21 protein-coding genes are annotated in these 22,271 nt (G+C 66.6%); 14 read left to right on the top strand and 7 right to left on the bottom strand.

The genetic code is table 11. The features are described from left to right. The first annotated feature begins 19 nt into the window (after nucleotides 1-19). The 3 genes from BLQ28_RS10875 to BLQ28_RS10865 are packed head-to-tail and all read left to right on the top strand — an operon-like array spanning nucleotide 20 to nucleotide 1,348. A complete protein-coding gene (locus tag BLQ28_RS10875) occupies nucleotides 20-538 on the top strand; it encodes a cupredoxin domain-containing protein (RefSeq protein WP_093238991.1) in 519 nt (172 codons plus the stop codon). Between the two features lie 19 nt (nucleotides 539-557). Further along, nucleotides 558-1,025 (top strand): DUF411 domain-containing protein, encoded by a 468-nt coding sequence (locus BLQ28_RS10870; protein ID WP_093238989.1) that lies wholly within the window; start codon nucleotides 558-560, stop codon nucleotides 1,023-1,025. Nucleotides 1,026-1,057: 32 nt separating this feature from the next. Then, nucleotides 1,058-1,348, top strand: a complete 291-nt coding sequence (locus BLQ28_RS10865) for a copper-binding protein (RefSeq protein WP_093238988.1) — start codon at nucleotides 1,058-1,060, stop codon at nucleotides 1,346-1,348. Nucleotides 1,349-1,396: 48 nt separating this feature from the next. On the opposite strand, the gene BLQ28_RS10860 is transcribed toward BLQ28_RS10865, so the two are convergent. After that, on the bottom strand, nucleotides 1,397-2,698 hold the full coding sequence (locus BLQ28_RS10860; RefSeq protein WP_093238987.1) for an NAD(P)/FAD-dependent oxidoreductase: 1,302 nt from the start codon (nucleotides 2,696-2,698) through the stop codon (nucleotides 1,397-1,399). Nucleotides 2,699-2,737: 39 nt separating this feature from the next. On the opposite strand from BLQ28_RS10860, the gene BLQ28_RS10855 reads away from it, so the two are divergent. Genes BLQ28_RS10855 through BLQ28_RS10835 form a run of 5 tightly spaced genes read left to right on the top strand, consistent with a single transcriptional unit; the run spans nucleotide 2,738 to nucleotide 7,902 of the window. After that, nucleotides 2,738-3,769: a P1 family peptidase gene (locus BLQ28_RS10855; protein ID WP_093238985.1), complete on the top strand. Its 1,032-nt coding sequence runs from the start codon at nucleotides 2,738-2,740 to the stop codon at nucleotides 3,767-3,769. 18 nt (nucleotides 3,770-3,787) lie between these two features. Next, nucleotides 3,788-5,185: a TAXI family TRAP transporter solute-binding subunit gene (locus tag BLQ28_RS10850; protein WP_256327246.1), complete on the top strand. Its 1,398-nt coding sequence runs from the start codon at nucleotides 3,788-3,790 to the stop codon at nucleotides 5,183-5,185. Then, nucleotides 5,160-6,977, top strand: a complete 1,818-nt coding sequence (pabB, locus tag BLQ28_RS10845; protein WP_371126612.1) for an aminodeoxychorismate synthase component I — start codon at nucleotides 5,160-5,162, stop codon at nucleotides 6,975-6,977. The genes BLQ28_RS10850 and pabB overlap by 26 nt, the downstream gene beginning before the upstream one ends. Before the next feature lie 51 nt (nucleotides 6,978-7,028). Beyond that, complete coding sequence (locus tag BLQ28_RS10840; protein ID WP_093238983.1) at nucleotides 7,029-7,520, top strand: MerR family transcriptional regulator; 492 nt, start codon at nucleotides 7,029-7,031, stop codon at nucleotides 7,518-7,520. Further along, a complete protein-coding gene (locus BLQ28_RS10835; RefSeq protein ID WP_093238982.1) occupies nucleotides 7,444-7,902 on the top strand; it encodes a carboxymuconolactone decarboxylase family protein in 459 nt (152 codons plus the stop codon). Before BLQ28_RS10840 ends, BLQ28_RS10835 begins: the two co-directional genes overlap by 77 nt. 68 nt (nucleotides 7,903-7,970) lie before the next feature. On the opposite strand, the gene ettA is transcribed toward BLQ28_RS10835, so the two are convergent. Next, nucleotides 7,971-9,632 (bottom strand): energy-dependent translational throttle protein EttA, encoded by a 1,662-nt coding sequence (gene ettA / locus BLQ28_RS10830; protein ID WP_093238981.1) that lies wholly within the window; start codon nucleotides 9,630-9,632, stop codon nucleotides 7,971-7,973. A gap of 289 nt (nucleotides 9,633-9,921) precedes the next feature. On the opposite strand from ettA, the gene BLQ28_RS10825 reads away from it, so the two are divergent. The 3 genes from BLQ28_RS10825 to BLQ28_RS10815 all read left to right on the top strand — a co-directional run bounded on the left by BLQ28_RS10825 (nucleotide 9,922) and on the right by BLQ28_RS10815 (nucleotide 13,731). Beyond that, nucleotides 9,922-11,715: a DEAD/DEAH box helicase gene (locus tag BLQ28_RS10825; RefSeq protein WP_093238979.1), complete on the top strand. Its 1,794-nt coding sequence runs from the start codon at nucleotides 9,922-9,924 to the stop codon at nucleotides 11,713-11,715. A 157-nt stretch (nucleotides 11,716-11,872) separates the two neighbouring features. Then, nucleotides 11,873-12,532, top strand: a complete 660-nt coding sequence (locus tag BLQ28_RS10820) for a hypothetical protein (RefSeq protein WP_143012469.1) — start codon at nucleotides 11,873-11,875, stop codon at nucleotides 12,530-12,532. A gap of 158 nt (nucleotides 12,533-12,690) precedes the next feature. Further along, nucleotides 12,691-13,731 (top strand): endonuclease/exonuclease/phosphatase family protein, encoded by a 1,041-nt coding sequence (locus tag BLQ28_RS10815; protein WP_093238976.1) that lies wholly within the window; start codon nucleotides 12,691-12,693, stop codon nucleotides 13,729-13,731. A gap of 19 nt (nucleotides 13,732-13,750) precedes the next feature. Here BLQ28_RS10815 and BLQ28_RS10810 read toward each other — a convergent pair whose 3' ends face one another. From BLQ28_RS10810 to BLQ28_RS10790, 5 genes are all read right to left on the bottom strand, one after another. After that, a complete protein-coding gene (locus BLQ28_RS10810) occupies nucleotides 13,751-14,821 on the bottom strand; it encodes an ABC transporter ATP-binding protein (protein ID WP_093238975.1) in 1,071 nt (356 codons plus the stop codon). 19 nt (nucleotides 14,822-14,840) lie between these two features. Next, entirely contained in the window at nucleotides 14,841-15,692 is an 852-nt protein-coding gene (locus BLQ28_RS10805; protein WP_093238973.1) for a carbohydrate ABC transporter permease, read from the bottom strand. Beyond that, nucleotides 15,689-16,570: a carbohydrate ABC transporter permease gene (locus tag BLQ28_RS10800; protein ID WP_093238972.1), complete on the bottom strand. Its 882-nt coding sequence runs from the start codon at nucleotides 16,568-16,570 to the stop codon at nucleotides 15,689-15,691. Before BLQ28_RS10800 ends, BLQ28_RS10805 begins: the two co-directional genes overlap by 4 nt. A gap of 40 nt (nucleotides 16,571-16,610) precedes the next feature. Beyond that, on the bottom strand, nucleotides 16,611-17,993 hold the full coding sequence (locus tag BLQ28_RS10795) for an ABC transporter substrate-binding protein (protein ID WP_093238970.1): 1,383 nt from the start codon (nucleotides 17,991-17,993) through the stop codon (nucleotides 16,611-16,613). A 103-nt stretch (nucleotides 17,994-18,096) separates the two neighbouring features. After that, nucleotides 18,097-18,840, bottom strand: a complete 744-nt coding sequence (locus BLQ28_RS10790) for a FadR/GntR family transcriptional regulator (protein ID WP_093238969.1) — start codon at nucleotides 18,838-18,840, stop codon at nucleotides 18,097-18,099. Between the two features lie 147 nt (nucleotides 18,841-18,987). Between BLQ28_RS10790 and BLQ28_RS10785 the strand changes: the two genes are divergently transcribed. The 3 genes from BLQ28_RS10785 to BLQ28_RS10775 are packed head-to-tail and all read left to right on the top strand — an operon-like array spanning nucleotide 18,988 to nucleotide 22,271. After that, nucleotides 18,988-20,724 carry an IlvD/Edd family dehydratase gene (locus BLQ28_RS10785; RefSeq protein ID WP_093238967.1) on the top strand — a complete coding sequence of 579 codons (1,737 nt, stop codon included), beginning with the start codon at nucleotides 18,988-18,990 and terminating at the stop codon, nucleotides 20,722-20,724. After that, the gene (locus tag BLQ28_RS10780) at nucleotides 20,725-21,633 is read left to right on the top strand and encodes a 2-dehydro-3-deoxygalactonokinase (protein ID WP_093238966.1); all 909 of its coding nucleotides are present in this window, start codon (nucleotides 20,725-20,727) and stop codon (nucleotides 21,631-21,633) included. After that, entirely contained in the window at nucleotides 21,630-22,271 is a 642-nt protein-coding gene (locus BLQ28_RS10775; RefSeq protein ID WP_093238964.1) for a 2-dehydro-3-deoxy-6-phosphogalactonate aldolase, read from the top strand. The genes BLQ28_RS10780 and BLQ28_RS10775 overlap by 4 nt, the downstream gene beginning before the upstream one ends.

The raw sequence follows: 22,271 nt of genomic DNA, 5'->3' as shown, positions 1-22,271 counted from the left end.
TTTTTCTGGAACCCATCTCATGAACAAGACACTCGCATCCATCGCCGCCTGCCTTGCCCTTGCGGGCGCCGCCACAACGACGGCACAGGCCCACGAGAACCACGGCGCCAAGCCCCACGGCACCACCACCGCCGCGCCCGAGCAGAAGCCCTGGGGCATCGCCGGACAGGCACGCGCGGTGAAACGCACGATCGACATCGCGATGGCCGACGACATGACCTTCACCCCCTCGGTGATCGAAGTGCGCGAGGGCGACACCGTCCGCCTGCGGCTGAAGAACCGCGGCAAGGAGCTGCACGAACTGGTGCTCGGCACCACGGCCGAGATCGAGGCGCACGCGGCCATGATGAAGAAGTTTCCGGACATGGAACACGACGACCCATGGATGGTTCACGTGCCTGCCGGCAAGACCGGCGACATGGTCTGGACCTTCAACCGCGCCGGCGATTTCGACTTCGCCTGCCTCGTGAAAGACCACTACGAACTCGGCATGGCCGGCCGCATCCGCGTGCTGGCCGCCGCCGCATCCAAGCCATGACGACAAGGAGAGAAAAAGCATGCAACGACGAACCCTGCTGAAGCGCGCCGCCCCGCTGCTGGCGCTGGCCTCCACCGCCACGCTGCCCCTTGCCGCACTGGCGGCGGCGCCGATGGTCGAAATCTGGAAAGACCCGAACTGCGGCTGCTGCCAGGACTGGGTCAAGCACCTCAACAAGAACGGCCTGGCCACCCGCGTGCACGACGAAGGCAACAGCGCCGCGCGCGAACGGCTGGGCGTGCCCGCCAAGCTGGGCTCGTGCCACACCGGGCGCGTCGGCGGCTACGCCATCGAAGGCCATGTGCCGGCACGCGAAGTGCATCGCCTGCTGAAGGAAAAGCCCAAGGCCATCGGCCTTGCCGTGCCCGGCATGCCGGTCGGATCGCCCGGCATGGACGGCCCGGCGTATAGCGACCAACGCGATCCGTATGACGTGCTGCTGGTGCTGGCCGATGGCAGCACGCGCGTCTACCAAAGCTATCGCTGAACCCTCTGAAAAACCTCGAAAGGAAATTCATCATGAAGAAACTAGTTACCGCCCTCTCCGCCGCCCTGCTCGCCGCAACCGCATTTGCCCAGGCCACGCTGCCGTCCGTCGAAGGTGAAGTGCGCAAGATCGACACCGACGCGAAGAAGATCACCCTCAAGCACGGCGACATCCAGAACCTCGACATGACCGGCATGACGATGGTCTTCCGCGTGAAAGACCCAGCCATGCTCACCAAGGTGAAGGCCGGCGACAAGGTACGCTTTACCGCCGACAAGGTCGATGGCGCGCTCACGGTCATGTCGATCGAAGCGGCCAACTGACGCACGGAGGCCAGCGCAAGCGGCCGCTGACCGCCGGTAGTCGAAGACTCAACCGAAGCGCTTCGGAGCGAAGGGCACCAGCGAGATTTCGGGCGCGATGCCTGCGAGCAACTGGGCCGCGAGCCGGCCTGTGCGCGCCGAACCGCACAGGCCCACGTGGCCGTGGCCAAAGGCCAGCACGATGTCGGCGCTCGCGGCCGACGGGCCGATGCAGGGCAAGCCATCGGGCATGCTGGGGCGATGGCCGAGCCAGTGCTTCACGGCGGTGGCACCGGCCGTCTCCGCCAACGCCGGAAACATCGATTGCAGATGGCGATGCAAGATCTCTGCGCGGCGCCAGTCTGGCGCGGCGTCGAGGCCGCCGATCTCGACCTGGCCCGCGGCGCGCAGGCCGCCGTCCATCCAGTGGGCGATGAGCTTGCCGTCCGCCACCATCACCGGCGTGCGCGGCCCCACCGGGGCCCCTTCGACGACGACGTGGTAGCCGCGCTCGGATTCGAGCGGCACGGCAGAGCCTGCCGCTGCCGCCAGCGCGCCGGAACGCGCACCGGCGCAGATGGCCGCCGAATCGCAAACAATCTCGCCGGCCTCGGTCAGCACCGCGCGCAAGCGACCGCCTTCGATGCGAAAACCCGTCGCGCGCGTGGCACGGCGCTCGGCACCGCCTGCCTGCGCGTGCCGCGCCAGTGCCGCCACATAGGTACCCGGATCGCGGCAATGCCCGGCTTCGGGCACGAAGATGCCGAGCGTGTAGCGCGCATCGAGGTCCGGCTCGCGGCGGTGCAGTTCGTCGGCCGACCACTCTTCCCAACGGACACCCGTACGCTGGCGCACGCGCCACGCCAGCGCATCGCCCTCGAATTCGGCACGCGAGCGATAGGCATGCAGCAGGCCGCGCTGCTCGATGAGCTGCGGCACGCCCGCCTCGGCTGCGAGCCGGGTGTGCAGTGCCGGCGCATCCGCGAGCAGGGTGCGCAGGGCGTCGGCAGTGCGCTGCACGCGCGCCTCGGTCCAGCCCGACGCCAGGTAGCGCAGCAGCCAGGGCGTGGCGCGCGGCAGGTAGCGCCAGCGCAACGCGAGCGGCCCCAGCGGGTCGGCCAGCCAGCCCGGCACCTTGCGCCAGGCGCCGGGCAGCGCGGGCGGCACCACCGAATGCGACGAAAGCCAGCCCGCGTTGCCGTAGCTCGTGGCGTGCGGACCACCGGGCTCGCCGGGCTCGACCACCGTCACGCGCAAGCCGGCACGCAGCGCCTCGATGGCGGTGGCGCTGCCCACGGCGCCCGCGCCGATCACCACCACGTGACGCCTCGTATCGCCGGCACCCGAGAAACTACTTCTTGCAACTGTCATGGCGCCTATCGTAGAGGCGCGGTCTCATAATCGGCCGCCATGTCAGCCCCCTCTTCCATCTCTTCTCGTTCCGCCGGTTCCATCACCGACGTCGCCGGCATCAAAGTCGGCCATTTCTCCGACACCCGCCGCCCCACCGGCTGCACCGTGGTCATGGCGCGCGACGGCGCGGTGGGCGGCGTGGACGTGCGCGGCGCGGCCCCCGGCACGCGCGAGACCGACCTGCTCGCACCCGGCAACCTGGTGCAGCAGGTGCATGCCGTGATGCTCGCGGGCGGCAGCGCCTGGGGCCTGGCCGCCGCCGAGGGCGCCATGCGCTGGATGGAAGAACGCGACATCGGCATGGACGTGCGCTTCGGCACCCTGCCCATCGTGCCCGCCGCCGTGCTGTTCGACCTGCCGATGGGCGATGCGCGCATCCGCCCCGATGCAGCGGCCGGCTACGCGGCCTGCGAAGCGGCCAGCACCGCCGCCCCCGCCGAAGGCAACGTGGGCGCGGGCACCGGCGCGCTGGTGGGCAAGCTCTTCGGCGTGAACCGCGCGATGAAGGGCGGCGTCGGCACTGCGTCGGTCACGGTCGGCGGCGTCACGGTGGGCGCGCTGATCGCGGTCAATTCGCTGGGCGACGTGATCGACCACAACACCGGCCAGCCCGTGGCCGGCGCGCGCACCGAAGACGGCAAGGCCCTGCTCGACACGCGCCGGGCCCTGCTGCGCGGCGATCTGCCCAAGCCGCTGCTGGCGGGCACCAACACCACCATCGGCGTGATCGCCACCGACGCCGTGCTGACCAAGGTGCAGGCCAACCGCCTCGCCAACGTGTCGCACGACGGGCTCGCGCGCGCCATCAACCCGGTGCACACCATGAGCGACGGCGACACGCTGTTCGCGCTGGCCACCGGCCGCGTGCCGCTCGAAGGCAATGCACCGGGCATGACGGTGCTGAGCACCATGGCGGCCGAGGTGGTTGCCATTGCCACACTGCGCGCGGTGCATGCGGCGCGCGCAGTGACGGTCGGCGAGCTGCACATCCCGTGCGCCGCAGACCTGGCCGCAACGCGCGGCAGCTGACATACCGAAAGGACCACCATGGCGTTCCCCAGAACCCTGAAGCTGATCCTGCTGTCGATCCGCGACCTGATCGCGTCGGCGGGGCCCATCGTGTTCCTCGTCATCGGCCTGCTGATCGCCGCCTACTGGTGGCTGCAGCCGCAGCCGCCCAAGCACGTGACGCTGGCCACCGGCCCGACCGGCAGCGCCTATGCACAGTTCGGCAAGCACTATGCCGAGGCCCTGAAGCGCAGCGGCATCGAGGTCGAGCTGAAGGCCACCTCGGGCTCGACCGAAAACCTGCAGCTGCTGCGCACCGGCGGCGCCGACGTGGGCTTCGTGCGCGGCGGCAGCGCCGACCCGGTGGCCGACGAAGAGGCGGGCCTCAGCTCGCTGGGCAGCCTGTTCTTCGAGCCGATCTGGCTGTTCTATCGCACCGACTCGGCGCAGAAGATCGACCGCAAGACCAGCACGCTGACCTCGCTCACGCAATTGCGCGGCCTGCGCGTGAACGTCGACATGCCGGGCAGCGGCCTGCCCGACATCATGGAACGGATGCTCAAGGCCAACAAGCTCGGGCCCGACGACGTGCTGCTGTCGAACCTCGAACAGGCCGCCGCGGCCGGGGCCCTGGAGGCCGGGCTGCTCGATGCCATCGTGCTGTCTTCGGCGCCGCAGTCGCCACAGGTGCAGCACCTGCTGCGCGCGGACGGCATCAAGCTGATGGACTTCGGCCAGGCCGATGCCTACTCGCGGCGCTTTCCCTTCCTGTCGGCGGTGACGCTGCCGCGCGGCGTGGTCGACCTGTCGAAAGACCTGCCGCCGCACGACGTGTCGCTGCTCGCGGCCACCACCTCGCTGTTGTCGCGCGAAGAAACCCACCCGGCCCTGCGCCAGCTGTTCGCGCAGGCGGCGCAGAGCGTGCACAGCGGCGCCGGCTGGTTCAACCGCGCGCGCGACTTCCCGAACACGCGCACCAGCGAACTGCCGGTGAGCCCCGAGGGCGACCGCGCCATCAACGGCACGCCGCCGGTCTGGCAACGCTACCTGCCCTTCTGGGCCAGCAACCTCGTCGAGCGCATGTGGCTGGTGCTGGGCGGCCTGCTGGTGCTGATGCTGCCGCTGAGCCGCGTGATTCCGCCGCTGTACCAGTTCCGCGTGCGCCGCCGCGTGTTCCGCTGGTATGCGCGGTTGCGCGACATCGAGGCGAAGGTGGACGCGCGGCGCGGCGAGCCCGACACGCTGCTCAAGGAGCTGGACGAGCTCGACCGCGTGGTCAACAAGGTGGCCGTGCCGCTGTCGTATGCCGACGAGCTCTATGCGCTGCGCAACAACATCTACGCGGTGCGCAAGCGGGTGCTGGCGGGCTCGCCATCGAAAGACGGCATGCCACCGCCGCCGGCCAGAACGGGTGAACCTGAAGCTGAAACTGCCTGACGACGCCACGCCCTTCGTGCAGACGCTGATCGATTTCGCCGAGCCGCGAAGCGACGGAAGGACGCGGCTGCGCGCGGCCTTCGGAGCGCCGTCGCGCGTGCTCGTGGCGCACACACCCGACGAAGTGCGGCCCGTGCTGGAAGCGGTCGAAGCCTTCTCCCGCGAAGGCCGCTGGTGCGTGGGCTACCTGCGCTACGAGGCGGCCACCGCCTTCGACCCCGCCTTCGCCGTGCATGCGAGCGACGGGCCGCTCGCATGGTTCGGCGTGCACGATGCCGCACTGCCCTGGCCTTCGGAAGCACTGGATACGCAGGCGCCTGCGGTCGAATGGCAATCGGCACTGTCGCGTGCGGCATTCGACAAAAACATGGCGGCCATTCATCACGCCATCCGCAACGGCGAGCTGTACCAGCTCAACTACACGGCACCGTTGCGGGCCGGGTTCCATGGCGATCCGCAGGCCTGGTTCATGGCCCTGCGGCGGGCGCAGCCGAATGGCTACGCCGCCTTCATCGACACCGGCGAAGAGCAGGTGCTGTCGGTATCGCCCGAGCTGTTCTTCGACTGGCAGGGCGAGCGCATCCTGTCCCGCCCCATGAAAGGCACCGCCCCGCGCGGCGCGACGCCCGCCGAAGACGAGGCATTGGCGCTGCAGTTGCGCACCGTGCCCAAGGAGCGGGCCGAGAACGTGATGATCGTGGACCTGATCCGCAACGACCTGTCGCGCATCGCGCAGCCTTTTTCGGTGCGCGTGCCCCGGCTCTTCCACACCGAGGCACTGCCGACCGTGTGGCAGATGACCTCCGACGTCGAGGCGACGGTGCGCGACGGCGTCTCGCTGGTGGATGTGTTCGCAGCGCTGTTCCCCTGCGGCTCGATCACCGGCGCGCCGAAGGTCAGCGCGATGCGGATGATCCGCGCGCTGGAGCCCGAGGCGCGCGGCGTGTACTGCGGTGCGGTGGGCGTGGTGCGGCCGGGTGGCCATGCGACCTTCAACGTGCCGATCCGCACCGTGACCCTGCACGGCACCGACGCGCGATGCGGCATCGGCAGTGGCATCACGGCCGATGCGCGCGCGGATGCGGAGTGGGACGAATGGCGGCACAAGCGGGCCTTTCTCGGCAAGGGCTCCGCACCTGCGCCCGCGCCAGTGGCTGCCGAACCGCCCTTCGACCTGCTCGAAACCCTGGCGCTGGTGCAAGGCGATATGCGCGATGCACACGCGCACCTGGCGCGCATGCAGAACGCGGCCGCGCACTTCGGCTTTGCGTGGAACGAAGCGGCTGTGGCGAACTGCCTGCATCGCCTGGCCGCCGCGCATCCGGTGGGCGCATGGCGTGTGCGCCTGCTGCTCGATGCGCAAGGGCAGCCGCGCGCCGAAGCCTTTGCGATGGACGCGGCCCCGGCGCGTGTTCAATTGCGGCTCGCCGCACGCGCCTTCGACGAAGCCCACAGTGCGTTCTCGCGCTTCAAGACCACGCGCCGCGCCCACTACGAGGCCTTCGCGCCCACCGAGCCGGGCGTGTTCGACACCCTGCTCTGGAACCGCCACGGCGAGATCACCGAATGCACGCGCGGCAACATCGCGCTGCAACTCGATGGCCGCTGGGTCACGCCGCCGCTGCGCTGCGGGCTGCTCGATGGCATCGGCCGCGCACGCCGCCTTCGCGAAGGGCAGCTTGCCGAAGCCGTCGTGCGGGTGGACGATCTGCCCCGGGTGCAGGCCTTTGCCTTCGTGAACAGCCTTCGCGGCTGGCTCGATGCGGACCTGCAGCTTTCTTCACACACATAGTTCGACAAAGCGCTTGACTTAGAGCGCGCTCTAATTTCGAGAATCAACGCCATGGAAACCAGCCTGACCATTGCGGAAGTCGCAGAGCGAACCGGCCTCACGGCCTACACGCTGCGCTACTACGAACGCATCGGGCTGATTGCCGCGGTGCCCCGTGCGCCCGGCGGTCAGCGGCGCTATGCGAGCGCCGACATGGACTTGCTGGATTTCCTGTTGCGCCTGCGCGAGACCGGCATGTCCATCCAGGGCATGCAGGCCTTCGTCAGGCTTCGAAGCCAGGGGGACGCCAGCGTCGGCGAACGGCGCGAGATGCTCGAGGAGCACCTTGCCGAAGTTCAGGCCAGGGTGGCGGCGCTGCAGCAATCCATGCAGGCGCTGTCGTTCAAGATCGACCACTACCGCGAGGTCGAGAAGACGAACAGGCGTCCTCCTCTGTCGGGCAAGGCCCGGGAAGGAAAGACGAGCAATGACGAACAACACACAACAGGATCTGAGCCAAAGCGACAGCCTGCGCTACGTGCGTGGCCTGGCCAAGCTTCATGAGATCGATGGCGAAGGCGGCGTCAAGGTGGTCGAGAGCCTGGCCGGCATCGCGCCGGACTTCGGCCGCCTGGTGATCGAGTTTCCGTTCGGCGACATCTACTCGCGCCCCGGCCTTGACCTGCGCGCCCGCGAGATCGCGACGGTGGCCGCGCTCACCGCCATGGGCAATGCCGCGCCGCAGCTGAAGGTGCACATCCACGCGGCGCTGAACGTCGGCGTGACGCGCGACGAAGTGGTCGAGGTCATCATGCAGATGGCGGTGTACGCGGGCTTTCCGGCGGCGCTGAACGGCCTCTTCGCGGCGCGCGAGGTGTTTGCGGCCGAGGATGAAAAAAGCGCGCGGCCCCTTGCGGAACCGCGCGCTCTTGTAGAAGCAGACTGAGCTTATTCGAAGGCCGTCGTGCCCCCACCCCGACCCTCCCCCGGAAGGGGAGGGAGAAAGACCAAGTCTTACTTGAGGGCCTTGTAGCGCATGCGCTTCGGCTTGGCGCCTTCTTCGCCGAGGCGCTTCTTCTTGTCGGCTTCGTACTCCTGGTAGTTGCCGTCGAAGAAGGTCCATTGGCTGTCGCCTTCGGCCGCGAGGATGTGCGTGGCGATACGGTCGAGGAACCAGCGGTCGTGGCTGATGACCATGACCGTGCCGGCGAATTCGAGCAGCGCGTCTTCGAGCGCACGCAGCGTTTCCACGTCGAGGTCGTTCGAGGGTTCGTCAAGCAGCAGCACGTTGCCGCCGGCGATCAGCGTCTTGGCCAGGTGCAGGCGGCCGCGTTCGCCGCCTGACAGGGTGCCGACCTTCTTCTGCTGGTCGGCGCCGTTGAAGTTGAAGCGGCCCGCATACGCGCGGCTGGCCATCTGGAACTTGCCGACGTTGATGATGTCCAGGCCGTTCGAGATGTCTTCCCACACGGTCTTCTGGTTGGCGAGTTCGTCGCGGTGCTGGTCGACGAAGGCCATCTTCACGGTCTGGCCGATGACGACCTCGCCGGTGTCAGGCTGTTCCTTGCCCGCGAACAGCTTGAAGAGCGTCGACTTGCCGGCGCCGTTCGGGCCGATGATGCCGACGATCGCGCCCGGCGGCACGGTGAAGCTCAGGTTGTCGATCAGCATGCGGTCGCCGAAGGACTTGCTCACGCCGTGGAACTCGAACACCTGCTGGCCCAGCCGCTCCGCCACAGGAATGAAGATTTCCTGCGTTTCGTTGCGCTTCTGGTATTCCATGTCGCTCAGCTCTTCGAAGCGGGCGAGACGTGACTTGCTCTTGGCCTGGCGTGCCTTCGGGTTCTGGCGCGACCACTCCAGTTCCTTCTTCAGGGCCTTGGCGTGGGCTTCTTCGCTCTTTTGCTCCTGCGCCAGGCGTTCGCCCTTCTGCTCGAGCCAGGTGCTGTAGTTGCCCTTCCAGGGAATGCCGCGACCACGGTCCATTTCCAGGATCCACTCGGCCGCGTTGTCCAGGAAGTAGCGATCGTGGGTGATGGCCACCACGGTGCCCGTGAAGCGCTGCAGGAACACTTCGAGCCACTCGACCGATTCGGCGTCCAAGTGGTTGGTCGGCTCGTCGAGCAGCAGCATGTCGGGCTTGCTCAGCAGCAGGCGGCACAGCGCCACGCGGCGCTTCTCGCCGCCCGACAGCACGCCGATCCTGGCGTCCCAGGCCGGCAGGCGCAGCGCGTCGGCGGCGATCTCGAGCTGGTGCTCGGAATCGGTGCCGGCGGTGGCGATGATGGCTTCGAGCTGGGCCTGCTCGGCCGCCAGCGCGTCGAAATCGGCGTCTTCGGCGCCGTAGGCGATGTACACCTCTTCCAGGCGCGCCTTGGCCGCGAACACCGCGCCCATGGACTCCTCGACCGATTCACGCACCGTGTGGTCGGGGTTGAGCTTGGGTTCCTGCTCCAGGTAGCCGATCGTCATCCCCGGCATGGGCAGCGCCTCGCCCTCGAACTCCTTGTCCACACCCGCCATGATCTTGAGCAGCGTGGACTTGCCCGAGCCGTTCAGGCCAAGCACCCCGATCTTGGCGCCGGGGAAGAAAGAGAGCGAAATGTCCTTCAAGAGCTGCCGCTTGGGCGGCACGGTCTTGCTGACGCGGTTCATCGAATAGACGTATTGAGCCATCTGTGGATAGTTACCTTGGGTACAAAGATCGGGGAAAAGCGCGGGCGCCGGAAAGGAGCATTCGGGCGCGGCAAACCACCGATTATCGACTCATGCGACAATAGCCACCGTTGCCGGGTCCAGTTGCCCGCAACACCGGCTCTCTGCCGGGGACGAAGAAAGCCCTTTTCACAGTGGGTTTTCAGGCTCCCACCCCTGACCTTCATCTGCCTTGACTGGCTCGGTGTCAACAAATAAGACGCCAAGCGGGCCGATGCCACTGCGCCGTGTATGGCGCTTATTGTTTCCAATGAATTTTGATGAACTGAAGCTGGCTCCCGCCATCTTGAAGGCTGTGCACGAGCACGGTTACGACTCCCCGACCCCCATTCAGGCGCAAGCCATCCCCGCCGTCCTCGAAGGCCACGACCTGCTCGGCGGCGCCCAGACCGGCACCGGCAAGACGGCCGCCTTCACGCTGCCGATGCTGCACAAGCTCAGCATGAGCCGCAGCGCCACCAACAAGTTCGGCGGCACCGGCATCCGCGCCCTCGTGCTGACCCCCACGCGCGAACTCGCGGCCCAGGTCGAAGAGTCCGTGCGCACCTACGGCAAGTACCTGCAGCTCGACTCGACCGTGATCTTCGGCGGCGTCGGCATGAACCCGCAGATCAGCAAGCTCAAGAAGGGTGTCGACATCCTCGTGGCCACCCCCGGCCGCCTGCTCGACCTGCAACAGCAAGGCATGCTCGACCTTAGCCAGGTCCAGATGCTGATCCTGGACGAAGCCGACCGCATGCTGGACATGGGCTTCATCCACGACGTGAAGAAGATCCTGGCGCTGGTGCCCAAGGAAAAGCAGAGCCTGCTGTTCTCGGCCACCTTCAGCGACGACATCCGCGACCTGGCCGCCACGCTGCTCAAGAACCCGCAGAGCATCCAGGTCACGCCGCGCAACACCACCGTGCAGCGCATCACCCAGGTGATCCACCCCGTGGGCCGCGGCAAGAAGAAGGCGCTGCTCGCGCACATCATCAACGAGAACAAGTGGAGCCAGGTGCTCGTGTTCACGCGCACCAAGTTCGGCGCCAACAGCGTGGCCGAGTTCCTGACCAAGAACGGCATCGAGGCGATGGCGCTGCACGGCAACAAGAGCCAGAGCGCCCGCACGCAGGCGCTGGCCGGCTTCAAGAGCGGCGACATCCGCGCGCTGGTGGCCACCGACATCGCGGCCCGCGGCATCGACATCGACGAGCTGCCGCACGTCGTGAACTACGAAATCCCGAACGTCAGCGAAGACTACGTTCACCGCATCGGCCGCACCGGCCGTGCCGGTTCGAGCGGCGAGGCCGTGAGCTTCGTGTGCCTGGACGAAGAAGGCTTCATGCAGGAAATCGAACGCTTCACCAAGCAGACGATTCCCGTGCAGATCGTCGAGGGCTTCGGCCCCGAAGAAGGCGAACGCGCCGAGCCGATCGCCATGGGTCGCCAGACGATCTGGGGCGGCGCCGGCCGTCCGCCGAGCCGCGACGTGATGCAGGCAGCCGCCAAGGCCGCCCGCACCGAGATGCTGCAACGCATCCGCGAGAACAAGGCCGGCCAGGGCGGTGGTGATCGCGCTGGCGGTGGCGGCAACGGCGGCGGTCAACGCCGCGGTGGCGGCCAGGGTGGTGGCCAGGGCCGCAACGCCAACGGTGGCGGCCAGGGTCAAGGCCAGGGCCCGCGCGGCCAGGGCGCACGCCCGCCGCAAGGCCGCGGCCCGCAAGGTCCTGCACGCGCGCCGCACCATGCACCACAGAACCACATGCCGCATGACGAGCGCCAACCGCGCCATCACGGCAACAGCCACAGCCCGACGCAGGCCAACCAGGTCGCGCACCTGCGCGCCGAAGCCGTCGCAGGCGGTGCCGGCCAGCCGGACCCGTTGCGCACGAGCGTCGACCACATGGGTGGCGGCCGCGGACGCGGTCGTCCGGGTGGCGGCGGCGGTGGCGGCTACGGCGGCAACCGTTCGGGCGGCGGTGGCCGTTCGGGTGGCGGCGGTGGCTATGGCGGCGGTGGTGGCCGCTCCGGTGGTGGCGGCGGTCGTTCGTTCGGACGTTGAGCACTGCGAATAGAACACCTACCTGATGGTTGAACAAGGGCACTTCGGTGCCCTTTGTTGTTGGTGCATCAACGTAACGACATCTCCTTGCTCGCTCGTTGCCCAGGATGCGCCAGAATTTCCCCACAGCCACCAAAACAGATCCAGGGAGAGCTACTTGTCGACCACCTTTGAGGTTTACCCCCAATCCCGCGGAGTTCCTTCTTTCAACGAGTTGATTGAACTTGCAACCATTCGCCTCTCCGAGCAACTTCGCCGTCGCGGCATCAATGCCGAACCAAAGCTACAGGCACTCGTTCTGCGAGCAAGCAGCAATGAGAAAGTCGCTATTGCGCTCGACGGTCCGATGACGTGGGAGGAGGACAAATACGCATGGCTCTGTGTTTCCGGCGTACCGGGCGGGACAGATGTCACCTATCAACCCGTTCGCGAGATCGACAGAAGAAATTGGCGGCATATATTCAAATCGAACACCCTGGCGAAGGCTGAAGAATCTCGCATCGAGTCCTGCTTGGACGTCGGGTACTTCTGTACTTTTCGGCGGAGTGCGGGGCAGCCCGCGATTATCAATTTCGCATATGGAATCATCGCAGCGTCGCTTGCCGAACTGACGGACGGCATCATCTACTCCGATGACTCGGCTTGGGACGACGAACGATTCCCCGCAGCAGCGGCCGGCTTCTATGAATGGTTCTTCGACCCCGAAAGCACGTCGGACAATAACCGCGCGAATTGGGCAAGAACTTGTCTGGCGATGATTGCAAATGATCCCGGCCTCCAGGAAGCTTCCGCGCCCCCTCCAGCCCGTCAAATCTGAAACCCTGGGACCGTTGCATCGCCGTCCAAACGGCAATCGCTCGCTCGGTCGTTGATATCCATGGCAGCACGCCTGCCCGAAACCTGAGCAAGGGCACTTCGGTGCCCTTTTTCTTTGCTGATGCGGCGGCGCCATACCCGGGCCACAATCGTTGCGCCATGCAATACATCCCACCCAACTACGCCACCCTCTTCGTAGCCACCTGCAACCTCCTGAACCTCGCGAACCCCAATCGCGTGTACTACGAGAACCAGGACGCCTACACCGAGCGCGAGTACGAGCGAAAGATCGACTGGACCGGCGAGCGCTTCCACGCGCTCAATGCCGATGTGCTCGCGGTGCAGGAGGTCTGGGACGAAGCGGCGCTCAAGGCCGCCATCGCGCGCAGCGGGTTGCGCTACGACTTCGTCTCGGTACCGGGCGCCGAGAACACGCCGCCGCCCGGCAGCCCCGCGGGCACGCCTGCAAGGCCGGGTGCGCAGGGCACGCCGCGCGTGGGCATCGCGACGCGGCTGCAGGTCGATCACATCGAGTCTTTCGTCGATTTCCCTCCGGGCTTCGGCGTCGAAGTGCCGGGCCTGGGCGCGCACACCCGCTTCGAGCGCCCGCCCCTCCTGGCCACGCTGCGCATGAAGCACGGCCAGCAGGTGCATGTGCTGACGGTGCACCTGAAGTCCAAGCGGCCGAAGTTCCTGCAGGACGCGCAGGGCAACCACCTCGAAGACCGCGACGACCGCAAGGTGGGCGCGATGGCCTCGTTGCGCTCGCTGCTGATGCGCGGTGCCGAAGCCGCGGCCCTGCGCTGCCTCGTCATCGACCTGCTGCAAGGCACGAACACGCCGCTGGTGGTGATGGGCGACTTCAACGACAACCCGCACAGCGTAACCACGCAACTGGTGGCGGCAACCTCCGATGTCGCGTACGACAAGTCCGCGCGCGACGTGGCGCTGTTCAACGCCTACGAGATGCAGGGCGAGTCGGCACTGAAGAAGGACGTGGCCTATTCGCACATCCACCAGGGCTTTCCGGAGGTGCTCGACCAGATCCTGGTGAGCGAGGAGTTCATCGCGAACAGCCGCCACAGCCTGGGCGACGTGCGGCGGGTCGATTACTTCAACGACCACCTGCACGAAGGGCGCGACCGCTCGCGCTCAGACCACGGGTTCGTACGCGCGCTGCTGCGGCTGCGCACGGCCTGAGCACCGCGACCGGGGCCGGTCAGCCCAGGCGCCGGCCGGTCTGCCGGTCGAACAGGTGCACGCTCTCGGCGTCGATCGCGAGCCGCACGGTCTCGTCGGGTCGGGCATCGACGCGGCCATGGACGGCCAGCACCAGCTTGGCCTCGCCGACCTGCACCAGCAGTTCGGTCTCGGCGCCGGTGGGCTCGACCACGATCACCTTCGCTTCCACGCCGTGCGAGCCGCCGCCCAGCGTGATGTCGCCGGGCCGGATGCCGTAGTGCACCGGCTGGCCATCGGGCGCCGAGGCCCCCATGGCCACGGGCCAGCGTGCGCCCTGCGCCTCGACCCAGCAATCGCCGCCTGAGCGCCGCACCGTGCCTTCGATGACGTTCATCGACGGCGAGCCGATGAACTGCGCGACGAACAGGTTGTCCGGCCGGTCGTACAGATCGAGCGGCGTACCGATCTGCTCGACGATGCCGTCGTGCATCACGACGATGCGGTCGGCCATGGTCATGGCCTCGATCTGGTCGTGCGTCACGTACACGGTGGTGGTCTTCAGGCGCTGGTGCAGCGCCTTGATCTCGGCGCGCATCGCCACGCGCAGCTTGGCGTCGAGGTTCGACAACGGCTCGTCGAACAAGAACACCTTCGGGTCGCGCACGATGGCGCGACCCATGGCCACGCGCTGGCGCTGCCCGCCCGACAGCTCGCGCGGATAGCGCCCGAGCAGCGCATCGAGGTTGAGAATTTTCGCGGCCCGCGCCACGCGCTCGTCGGTCACCGACTTCTCGGCGTTGCGCAGCCGCAGGCTGAAGCCCATGTTCTCGCCCACCGTCATGTGCGGATAAAGCGCGTAGCTCTGGAAGACCATCGCAATGTCCCGGTCCTTCGATTCGAGGTCATTGACCACACGGCCGTCGATCATGATCTCGCCGCCGCTGATGTCTTCCAGGCCGGCGAGCATGCGCAGCAATGTCGACTTGCCGCAGCCCGAGGGGCCGACCAGCACCACGAACTCGCCATCGGTGATGTCGAAGCCCAGGCCCTTGATGATCTGGACCTTGCCGAAGGATTTCTGGATATTGCGAAAGGATACGGATGCCATGTGTTGTCCCTGAAATCGTTCAGCTCTTGACGGCGCCGGCAGTCAGGCCGCCGACCATGTAGCGCTTGAATGCGTAGTAGATGGCCGCGGGCGGCAGTGCGTAGATCAGCCCGGTGGCCATCAGCAGTTCCCATGGCGAATCGTCGGCCGACAGGAAGTTGCCCAGCGCCACGGCCAGCGTCACGCTCTTGTCGTTCGACAGCAGCAGGAAGGCATAGAGGTACTCGTTCCACGCCAGCAGCAGCGAATACGTCCCCACGGCCACCAGCGACGGCACCATCAGCGGCAGGTACACGAGGCGGAACAGCTGCAACGGCGAGGCGCCGTCCATGCGCGCGGCTTCGTCCAGCTCGTAGGGCAGCTTGTCGGAGGCCTGCTTGAGCACCCAGATGCAGTACGGCGAAGCGATCGTCACCATCGCCAGGATCAGCGCCCACTGGCTGTTGAGCAGCCCGTAGTTGCCCATCGTCTTGTACATGGGCACGGCCAGGAAGGCGGCGGGAATGAAGTAGGTGAAGAGCGCCAGGTTCATCACCGTGCGGCCACCCCTCACGCGCAGCCGGCTGATCGCGAAGGCGGCCGTGGTCGCCACCAGCAGCGTGAGCGCCCCCACCGACAGCGCGATCACCAGCGAGTTCCACAGCTGCAGCCAGAAGTGGTCGAGGTAGAAGTGCTTCTGCTGGAACACGATGCGGAAGTTGTCCAGCGTCGGGTTCTTGGGCCACAGATGGCCCGAGGTCGCCGAGTCTTTCGACGAGATCGCGAACAGCACCATGTGATAGACCGGGATCAGCGTCCACAGCAGCACCGGAATGCCGATCAGCAGCAGCTTGGCCTCGGTCGCCACGGCCTTGAAGGTCCAGCGCTTCATTTCGAAAGCCTCTTCATCATGAAGTACACAAGGGGCAGCACGAGCGGCAATGCCACCACGATGGATGCCATCGACAAGTCGACCTGGTCGAGCCGCAGGTAGCGGATGCCCAGCGTGGCCAGCACGTGCGTCAGGTCGGCGGGGCCGCCACCGGTCAGCAGGTACACGCTGTTGAAATCGCCCAGCGTCCAGATCATCGAAAGAATGAGCGAGGTGATGTAGAGCGTCTTGAGCGCCGGCCAGCTCACGAAGCGGAACTTCTGCCACGACGAGGCACCGTCCACCGACGCGGCCTCGTACTGCTCCGTTGGTATGGCCAGTCGCCCCGCCACCAGGATCAGCGTCCAGAACGGCAGCGACTTCCACACGTGCACCACCATCGCGAAGGCCAGTGCCAGCGCAGGGTCGTTCAGCCAGTTGGGCCCATCGGCGCCGGTCAGGCGAAAGATGGTGCTGTTGATCACGCCCCACTCGGGGTTGAGCATGAAGCGGATCGACAGGATGGTCGGGATCGACGGCATCGCCCATGGCAGGATGAAGATCGCCGAGACGATCTTGATCCACCAGCGCGAGGTCACGAAGAAGCCCGACAGCACGAGTGCCACGAGCATCTTGAGATTGATCGCCACGACCAGGAACACGGCCGTGTTGATCACCGAGCGGAAGAAGATCGGGTCTTCGACCAGCTTCACGTAGCTTTGCGGATGGCGCGCGAGCCACAGCCCGTACCCCACCGGATAGAGCACGAACACCACGAACACCAGCAGGTAGGGCACGACCATCACCGCGCCCCAGAACTGCCAGCGCGCATGCCGTGCTCCGGGATTGACAACAGGCGCCGGGGACGGCGCGGCGGTGGCAGTGGCGGTAGAGCTCATGCGAAGAAGCCGCTGGTGTGGGTGATGCCGTGCCGTGGGCTTACTGCGCCGCCACCGTCTTGATGCGCGCGATCATCTCGTCGACCGCCTTGTCCACCGGCACCTTGTCGGTGACGATGCGGCTCATGGTCTTGGCCCACACGTTCTCGTTGTTCAGCACGGTGAACTTGTAGTTCTTGGTGAACTCGAAGGTCACGGTGCCGGCGGCGTACTGGTTGTAGACCGACAGGCGATGCGGGTCGGCCTTCCAGAAGTCGCGCTGCTGCGCGGCCTTGGTGACGGGGAACCAGCGACCCAGCGAGCCCTCGACGTACGGCGTGAGGTTTTCTTCCTGCAGCAGGAAGGCCACGAACTCCTTGGCGCGCGCCTTGTTCTTGGCGTCCTTGAACACCACGCCCGTCTTCACCGCCGTGCGGTAGACCATCTTGCTGCCATCGGGCTTGTTCGGAAAACCGGCCGTGCGGATGCGCTCGGTGTAGTTCTTGCGCGCTTCCTCGCGCTGCTCGGGCGTGAGCGAGGCGTTGGTCGAATCGTCGAGCCACTTGGCGGCGATGGAGATGGTCGCGTTGTGCGTCATCACGGTCGTCTTGTTGTGGAACGCGACGTTGTTGTCCGGGTCTTTCCAGCTCGTCGACGACGGCGGCGTGCAGCCCTTGGTGTACGGCGCGGTGTAGTCGGTCATGGCGCCGATCAGGCCGGTGCGCACCTTCGGGTCATCGACCAGCAACTTGCCGTTGTCGTCCACCAGCTTGACGTTGTAGGCGTCCATGAAGGTCAGGAACGAATAGAAGGCGTCGCTCGAATCCACGCCCATCGGCTGGCCGATGCCGAAGGTGCGCTTGCCCGTTGCCTTGCGGCTGCCGGGCTGCACCTTGTCGCACCAGAAGGACCAGTAGTCCTTCCAGTTGGTGGGCACGTCGGACTCCTTGAAGCCGGCCTCGGCGAGCATGTCGATCCAGTACTCGATATGCATCGTCTGCTGCTTGATCGGGAAGGCGTAGTAGGCCTTGGCCTTCGTCTGGTTGTTGTAGAGGTACGTGGTCTCCAGCGTGTTTGGCGCGAAGCGGTCCTTCATGGGCGTGAGCACGCTGCCGATGTCTTCGAGCTTGCCGTCGTAGGCCCACTTGCCCGTGACCTGGAAGTCGTACACGTCGGCGTATGCCACGTCGGGCGGGCTGCCGGAGTCGAGCGCGGACACGGTCTTCGGGATCATGTCCTGCACCGGGTACTGCGACAGCTCGATCTTCACGTTCTTGTTCTTCTCCTCGAACTTCTTGATGGCGGCGAACAAGGCGTCGTCTTCCGCCTTGTAGAAGCCCTTGACCCACCAGACGGTGAGCTTCTCCTGCGCCGCGGCGTTGCCCGCGGCTATCAGACCCAGCGCGACCAGCGTCGGCGCGATCAGCGACTTGACGAGTTTCATGGTTTGTCTCCTTCTTCTTGGGTGGAAATTGCTCGGGGCGCGAGCGTAGGGTGAAAGAACCGGATGCGAACTGCGGACAAACGCCTAGGCGGCGCCAGGGTGCCTAGCCGCCCTTGAGCCTGGGCGGTGGCCTGCTCAGACGCGGCAAGCGCCGGCGCGAGCCGAGCACGTCTTCGATGTCCTGGCGCGCGCCGTCGATGAGCCGGATGACCGCGCGCTCGGCCTTGGCTGGCTCGTGCGCGATCACCGCATCGAGCACCGCGCGATGCATCGGCAGCGAGAGCGCCGGCCCATCGGGCTTGGCCGTTGAGATCTCGAAGCTGGTGCGCAGCAGCGCGTTGAGCGCCTTGCTCATCTGCGCGAGCATGCGGTTGTGCGCGGCGTTCAGCAGGCCGTTGTGAAAGCGCAGGTCGAAGGTGACGTAGTCGCCACCGTTCTCTATGGCGTCTTTCATGCCCGCGTAGGCGCCTTCGATTTCCTCGATGTCTTCGGCGCGCGCGCGCTGTGCCGCAAGGCGCACCGCCGCGGGCTCCACCACGCGGCGCAAGTCCTGCAGGTCGCGCAGAAACTCGGGCGTGAGTCCGGCGCGCGCCTGCCAGGTGATGACGTCGGGGTCGAACCAGTTCCACTTGTCCTTGGGCAGCACGCGCGTGCCGACCTTCGGCCCGGTGACGATCAGGCCCTTGGCCGCGAGCGACTTGATGGCCTCGCGCACCACGGTACGGCTCACGCCGAGTTCTTCGCCCAGGATGGGCTCCGCAGGGATCGACGCACCGATCGCATAGCGCCCCGCCACCACGGCTTCACCGAGCAGCTCGAGCGTTCGACCGTGGATGTTCTTGACCATGCGATGTGAATTTCGGTATCTCGTCGTTCCAAAAAACCAAGGCTCTGGCAGGCCCTCCGCGCTTATCATATGATGATTGAAATTGCCCTCCGGCAGGACAAACCCTGAGGTTTGACGCCGCAAAATCAGCAATCGGAGACAAACCCCATGAGCACAATCCCCAAGAAAAAAACCAGCGAACTGCGCAGCCAGCAATGGTTCGGCCGCAACGACCGCGACGGCTTCATCTACCGAAGCTGGATGAAGGGCAAGGGCGTGCCGCACGACCAGTTCGACGGTCGCCCGGTCATCGGCATCTGCAACACCTTCAGCGAACTCACGCCCTGCAACTCGCACTTCCGCACGCTCGCGGAGCAAGTGAAGATCGGCGTGTACGAGGCAGGCGGCTTCCCGCTCGAGTTCCCCGTGATGTCGCTCGGCGAGACGCTGCTGCGCCCCACGGCCATGCTGTATCGCAACCTCGCGAGCATGGACGTCGAAGAGAGCATTCGCGGCAACCCACTCGATGGCGTGGTGCTTCTCATGGGCTGCGACAAGACCACGCCCGCGCTGATGATGGGCGCGGCCAGCGTCGACCTGCCGACCATCGGCGTGTCGGGCGGCCCGATGCTCTCGGGCAAATGGCGCGGCCAGGAGCTGGGCTCGGGCACCGGCGTGTGGCAGATGAGCGAGCAGGTGCGCGCCGGCACGCTCAAGCTGCAGGACTTCTTCGAGGCCGAGAGCTGCATGCACCGCAGCCACGGCCACTGCATGACGATGGGCACGGCGAGCACCATGGCCAGCATGGTCGAGGCGCTGGGCATCGGCCTGCCGGGCAACGCGGCCTACCCTGCCGTCGATGGCCGCCGCAACGTGCTGGCGCGCCAGGCGGGCCGGCGCATCGTCGGCATGGTGCATGAAGACATGAACATGTCGAAGATCCTCACGCGCCAGGCGATCGAGAACGCGATCAAGGTCAACGCGGCCATCGGCGGCTCGACCAATCTCGTGATCCACCTGCTGGCCATCGCGGGCCGCATCGGTGTCGACCTGACGCTCGACGACTTCGACCGCCTCGCTTCCGAGCTGCCCTGCCTCGTGAACCTGCAGCCCTCGGGCCAGTTCCTGATGGAAGACTTCTGCTACGCGGGCGGCCTGCCGGTGGTCATCAAGGAAATCGCGGATCACCTGCACAAGGACATCCTCACGGTCACCGGCCAGAGCGTGTGGGAGAACGTGAAGGACGCCGAGAACTACAACCCGCAGGTCATCCGCACGCAGGCCGAGCCCTTCAAGGACAAGGCCGGCATCTGCGTGCTGCGTGGCAACCTCGCGCCCAACGGCGCGATCATCAAGCCCAGCGCGGCCACGCCCGAGTTGCTGGTGCACAAGGGCCGCGCGGTGGTGTTCGAGAGCGCGGACGACCTGCACAAGCGCATCGACGACGAGAACCTCGACATCGACGAGCACTGCATCATGGTGCTCAAGAACTGCGGCCCCAAGGGCTACCCCGGCATGGCCGAAGCGGGCAACATGCCGCTGCCGCCGAAGGTGCTGCGCAAGGGCATCACCGACATGGTCCGCATCAGCGATGCGCGCATGAGCGGCACGGCCTATGGCACCGTGGTGCTGCACACGGCGCCCGAGGCGGCCGCCGGCGGCCCGCTGGCATTGGTGCAAGACGGCGACATCGTCGAGCTCGACGTGCCCAACCGCAAGCTGCACCTGCATGTGAGCGACGAAGAACTGGCGCGCCGGCGCGAGAAGTGGGTGGCGCCCAAGGCGCCGCTCGACTCGGGCTACTGGAAGCTCTACGTCGACACGGTGCTGCAAGCCGACCAGGGCGCGGACCTGAACTTCCTTCGTGGTCGCCGCGGGGCCTTCGTGCCGCGCGACAATCATTGAATGACAAGACTGGTAGCAATCGACTGGGGCACAAGTTCACTGCGCGGCGCGCTGCTCGACGCTGACGGCAAAGTGCTCGAAGAGCGCGGCGATGCGCGGGGCATCCTCACCGTGCCCGAAGGCGGGTTCCCCGCCGTTTTTCAAACGCTTTTTGGCGACTGGATGCAGGCCGAAGGCACGCGCTGCCTGATCTCCGGCATGGCCGGCAGCAAGCAGGGCTGGGTCGAGGCGCCGTATTGCGCCTGCCCCGCGGGGCGCGTCGAAGTGGGCCGCAAGATCATCGGCATCGATGCCATTCCCGGTGCGCGCATCGCGATCGTGCCGGGCCTGAGCGACGCGCATGACGGCGTGCCCGACGTGATGCGCGGCGAAGAAGTGCAGATCTTCGGCGCGATGACGCTCACCGGCCTTGCCGATGGCGTCTTCGTGCTGCCCGGCACCCACAACAAGTGGGCCACCGTCAGCAAGGGCCGCGTGACCGGCTTTCGCACCTACATGACGGGCGAGTTCTACGCGCTGCTGAGCCAGCATTCGATTCTTGCGCGCACGCTCGACGCGGCCGCGCCGCTCGACGAAGCCGCTTTTCTCGAAGGCGTGACGCGCTCCGGGAACGGCCATGGCCTGCTGCACAACGCCTTCGGCGCGCGCACGCTCGCCTTGTTCGAGCGCATGCCCAAGCAGGAGCTGTCGAGCTACCTCTCGGGCCTGCTGATCGGCGAAGAACTGCGCACGCAGTCGCTGCACGCGGCCGGCGAGGTCGTGCTGATCGGCTCATCCACCCTCACCCAGCGCTACACGCTGGCCCTGCGTGCCACCGGCGTCGCCACGCGCACGCTCGGTGCCGAGGCCCCCTGGGCCGGACTGCATGCGCTGTCCGGCTTTCTGGCCGCAGACAACATCGAACCATGACCACTCCTCTCGAAAAATTCAGCGCAGCCATGCGCGAGCTGCCACTCGTGGCCATCCTGCGCGGGCTCTCGCCCGCCGAGGCTGCCGACGTGGGCGATGCCATCGTCGAGCCCGGCTTCAGGCTGCTCGAAGTGCCGCTCAATTCACCGCAGCCCCTGGACAGCATCGCGCTGATGCGCAAGCGCTTTCCGCAGGCGCTGGTCGGCGCGGGCACCGTGCTTTCCGCGCAGCAGGTGCGCGAGGTGCATGCCGCTGGCGGCGAGCTGATCGTGTCGCCCAACTTCAACGCCGAAGTCATTGCCGAAGCCGCGCGGCTCGGCATGGTCTGCCTGCCCGGCGTGATGACGCCGACCGAGGCCTTCGGCGCGCTCGCGGCCGGTGCCACCGGGCTCAAGCTGTTCCCCGCCGAACTGGCCTCGCCCGCCGTGGTGAAGGCGCTGCTGGCCGTGTTGCCCTCCGGCACGCCGGTGATGCCCGTGGGTGGCATCACGCCCGCGAACATGGCCGTATGGCGCGCGGCGGGTGCGGCAGGCTTCGGCATCGGCTCCGCGCTCTACAAGCTCGGCAAGCAAGCCACCGCGGTGCGTGACGACGCGAAGCAGTTCGTCGCGGCCTGGACGGGCGTGGCGCACGCCTGA

This window comes from Variovorax sp. EL159 (genome assembly GCF_900100965.1).
In the GTDB taxonomy this organism is placed as follows: Bacteria; Pseudomonadota; Gammaproteobacteria; order Burkholderiales; family Burkholderiaceae_C; genus Variovorax.
The sequence above is the reverse complement of the archived record's forward strand: the minus strand, read 5'-3'. Positions and strand labels throughout refer to the sequence as shown.

Bases quoted from the DNA above. Each gene is read 5' to 3' on its own strand.
- BLQ28_RS10875 (WP_093238991.1), top strand. From the start codon at position 20: ATGAACAAGACACTCGCATCCATCGCCGCCTGCCTTGCCCTTGCGGGC.
- BLQ28_RS10870 (WP_093238989.1), top strand. From the start codon at position 558: ATGCAACGACGAACCCTGCTGAAGCGCGCCGCCCCGCTGCTGGCGCTG.
- BLQ28_RS10865 (WP_093238988.1), top strand. From the start codon at position 1,058: ATGAAGAAACTAGTTACCGCCCTCTCCGCCGCCCTGCTCGCCGCAACC.
- BLQ28_RS10860 (WP_093238987.1), bottom strand. From the start codon at position 2,698: ATGACAGTTGCAAGAAGTAGTTTCTCGGGTGCCGGCGATACGAGGCGT.
- BLQ28_RS10855 (WP_093238985.1), top strand. From the start codon at position 2,738: ATGTCAGCCCCCTCTTCCATCTCTTCTCGTTCCGCCGGTTCCATCACC.
- BLQ28_RS10850 (WP_256327246.1), top strand. From the start codon at position 3,788: ATGGCGTTCCCCAGAACCCTGAAGCTGATCCTGCTGTCGATCCGCGAC.
- BLQ28_RS10840 (WP_093238983.1), top strand. From the start codon at position 7,029: ATGGAAACCAGCCTGACCATTGCGGAAGTCGCAGAGCGAACCGGCCTC.
- BLQ28_RS10835 (WP_093238982.1), top strand. From the start codon at position 7,444: ATGACGAACAACACACAACAGGATCTGAGCCAAAGCGACAGCCTGCGC.
- ettA (WP_093238981.1), bottom strand. From the start codon at position 9,632: ATGGCTCAATACGTCTATTCGATGAACCGCGTCAGCAAGACCGTGCCG.
- BLQ28_RS10825 (WP_093238979.1), top strand. From the start codon at position 9,922: ATGAATTTTGATGAACTGAAGCTGGCTCCCGCCATCTTGAAGGCTGTG.
- BLQ28_RS10815 (WP_093238976.1), top strand. From the start codon at position 12,691: ATGCAATACATCCCACCCAACTACGCCACCCTCTTCGTAGCCACCTGC.
- BLQ28_RS10810 (WP_093238975.1), bottom strand. From the start codon at position 14,821: ATGGCATCCGTATCCTTTCGCAATATCCAGAAATCCTTCGGCAAGGTC.
- BLQ28_RS10805 (WP_093238973.1), bottom strand. From the start codon at position 15,692: ATGAAGCGCTGGACCTTCAAGGCCGTGGCGACCGAGGCCAAGCTGCTG.
- BLQ28_RS10800 (WP_093238972.1), bottom strand. From the start codon at position 16,570: ATGAGCTCTACCGCCACTGCCACCGCCGCGCCGTCCCCGGCGCCTGTT.
- BLQ28_RS10795 (WP_093238970.1), bottom strand. From the start codon at position 17,993: ATGAAACTCGTCAAGTCGCTGATCGCGCCGACGCTGGTCGCGCTGGGT.
- BLQ28_RS10790 (WP_093238969.1), bottom strand. From the start codon at position 18,840: ATGGTCAAGAACATCCACGGTCGAACGCTCGAGCTGCTCGGTGAAGCC.
- BLQ28_RS10785 (WP_093238967.1), top strand. From the start codon at position 18,988: ATGAGCACAATCCCCAAGAAAAAAACCAGCGAACTGCGCAGCCAGCAA.
- BLQ28_RS10780 (WP_093238966.1), top strand. From the start codon at position 20,725: ATGACAAGACTGGTAGCAATCGACTGGGGCACAAGTTCACTGCGCGGC.
- BLQ28_RS10775 (WP_093238964.1), top strand. From the start codon at position 21,630: ATGACCACTCCTCTCGAAAAATTCAGCGCAGCCATGCGCGAGCTGCCA.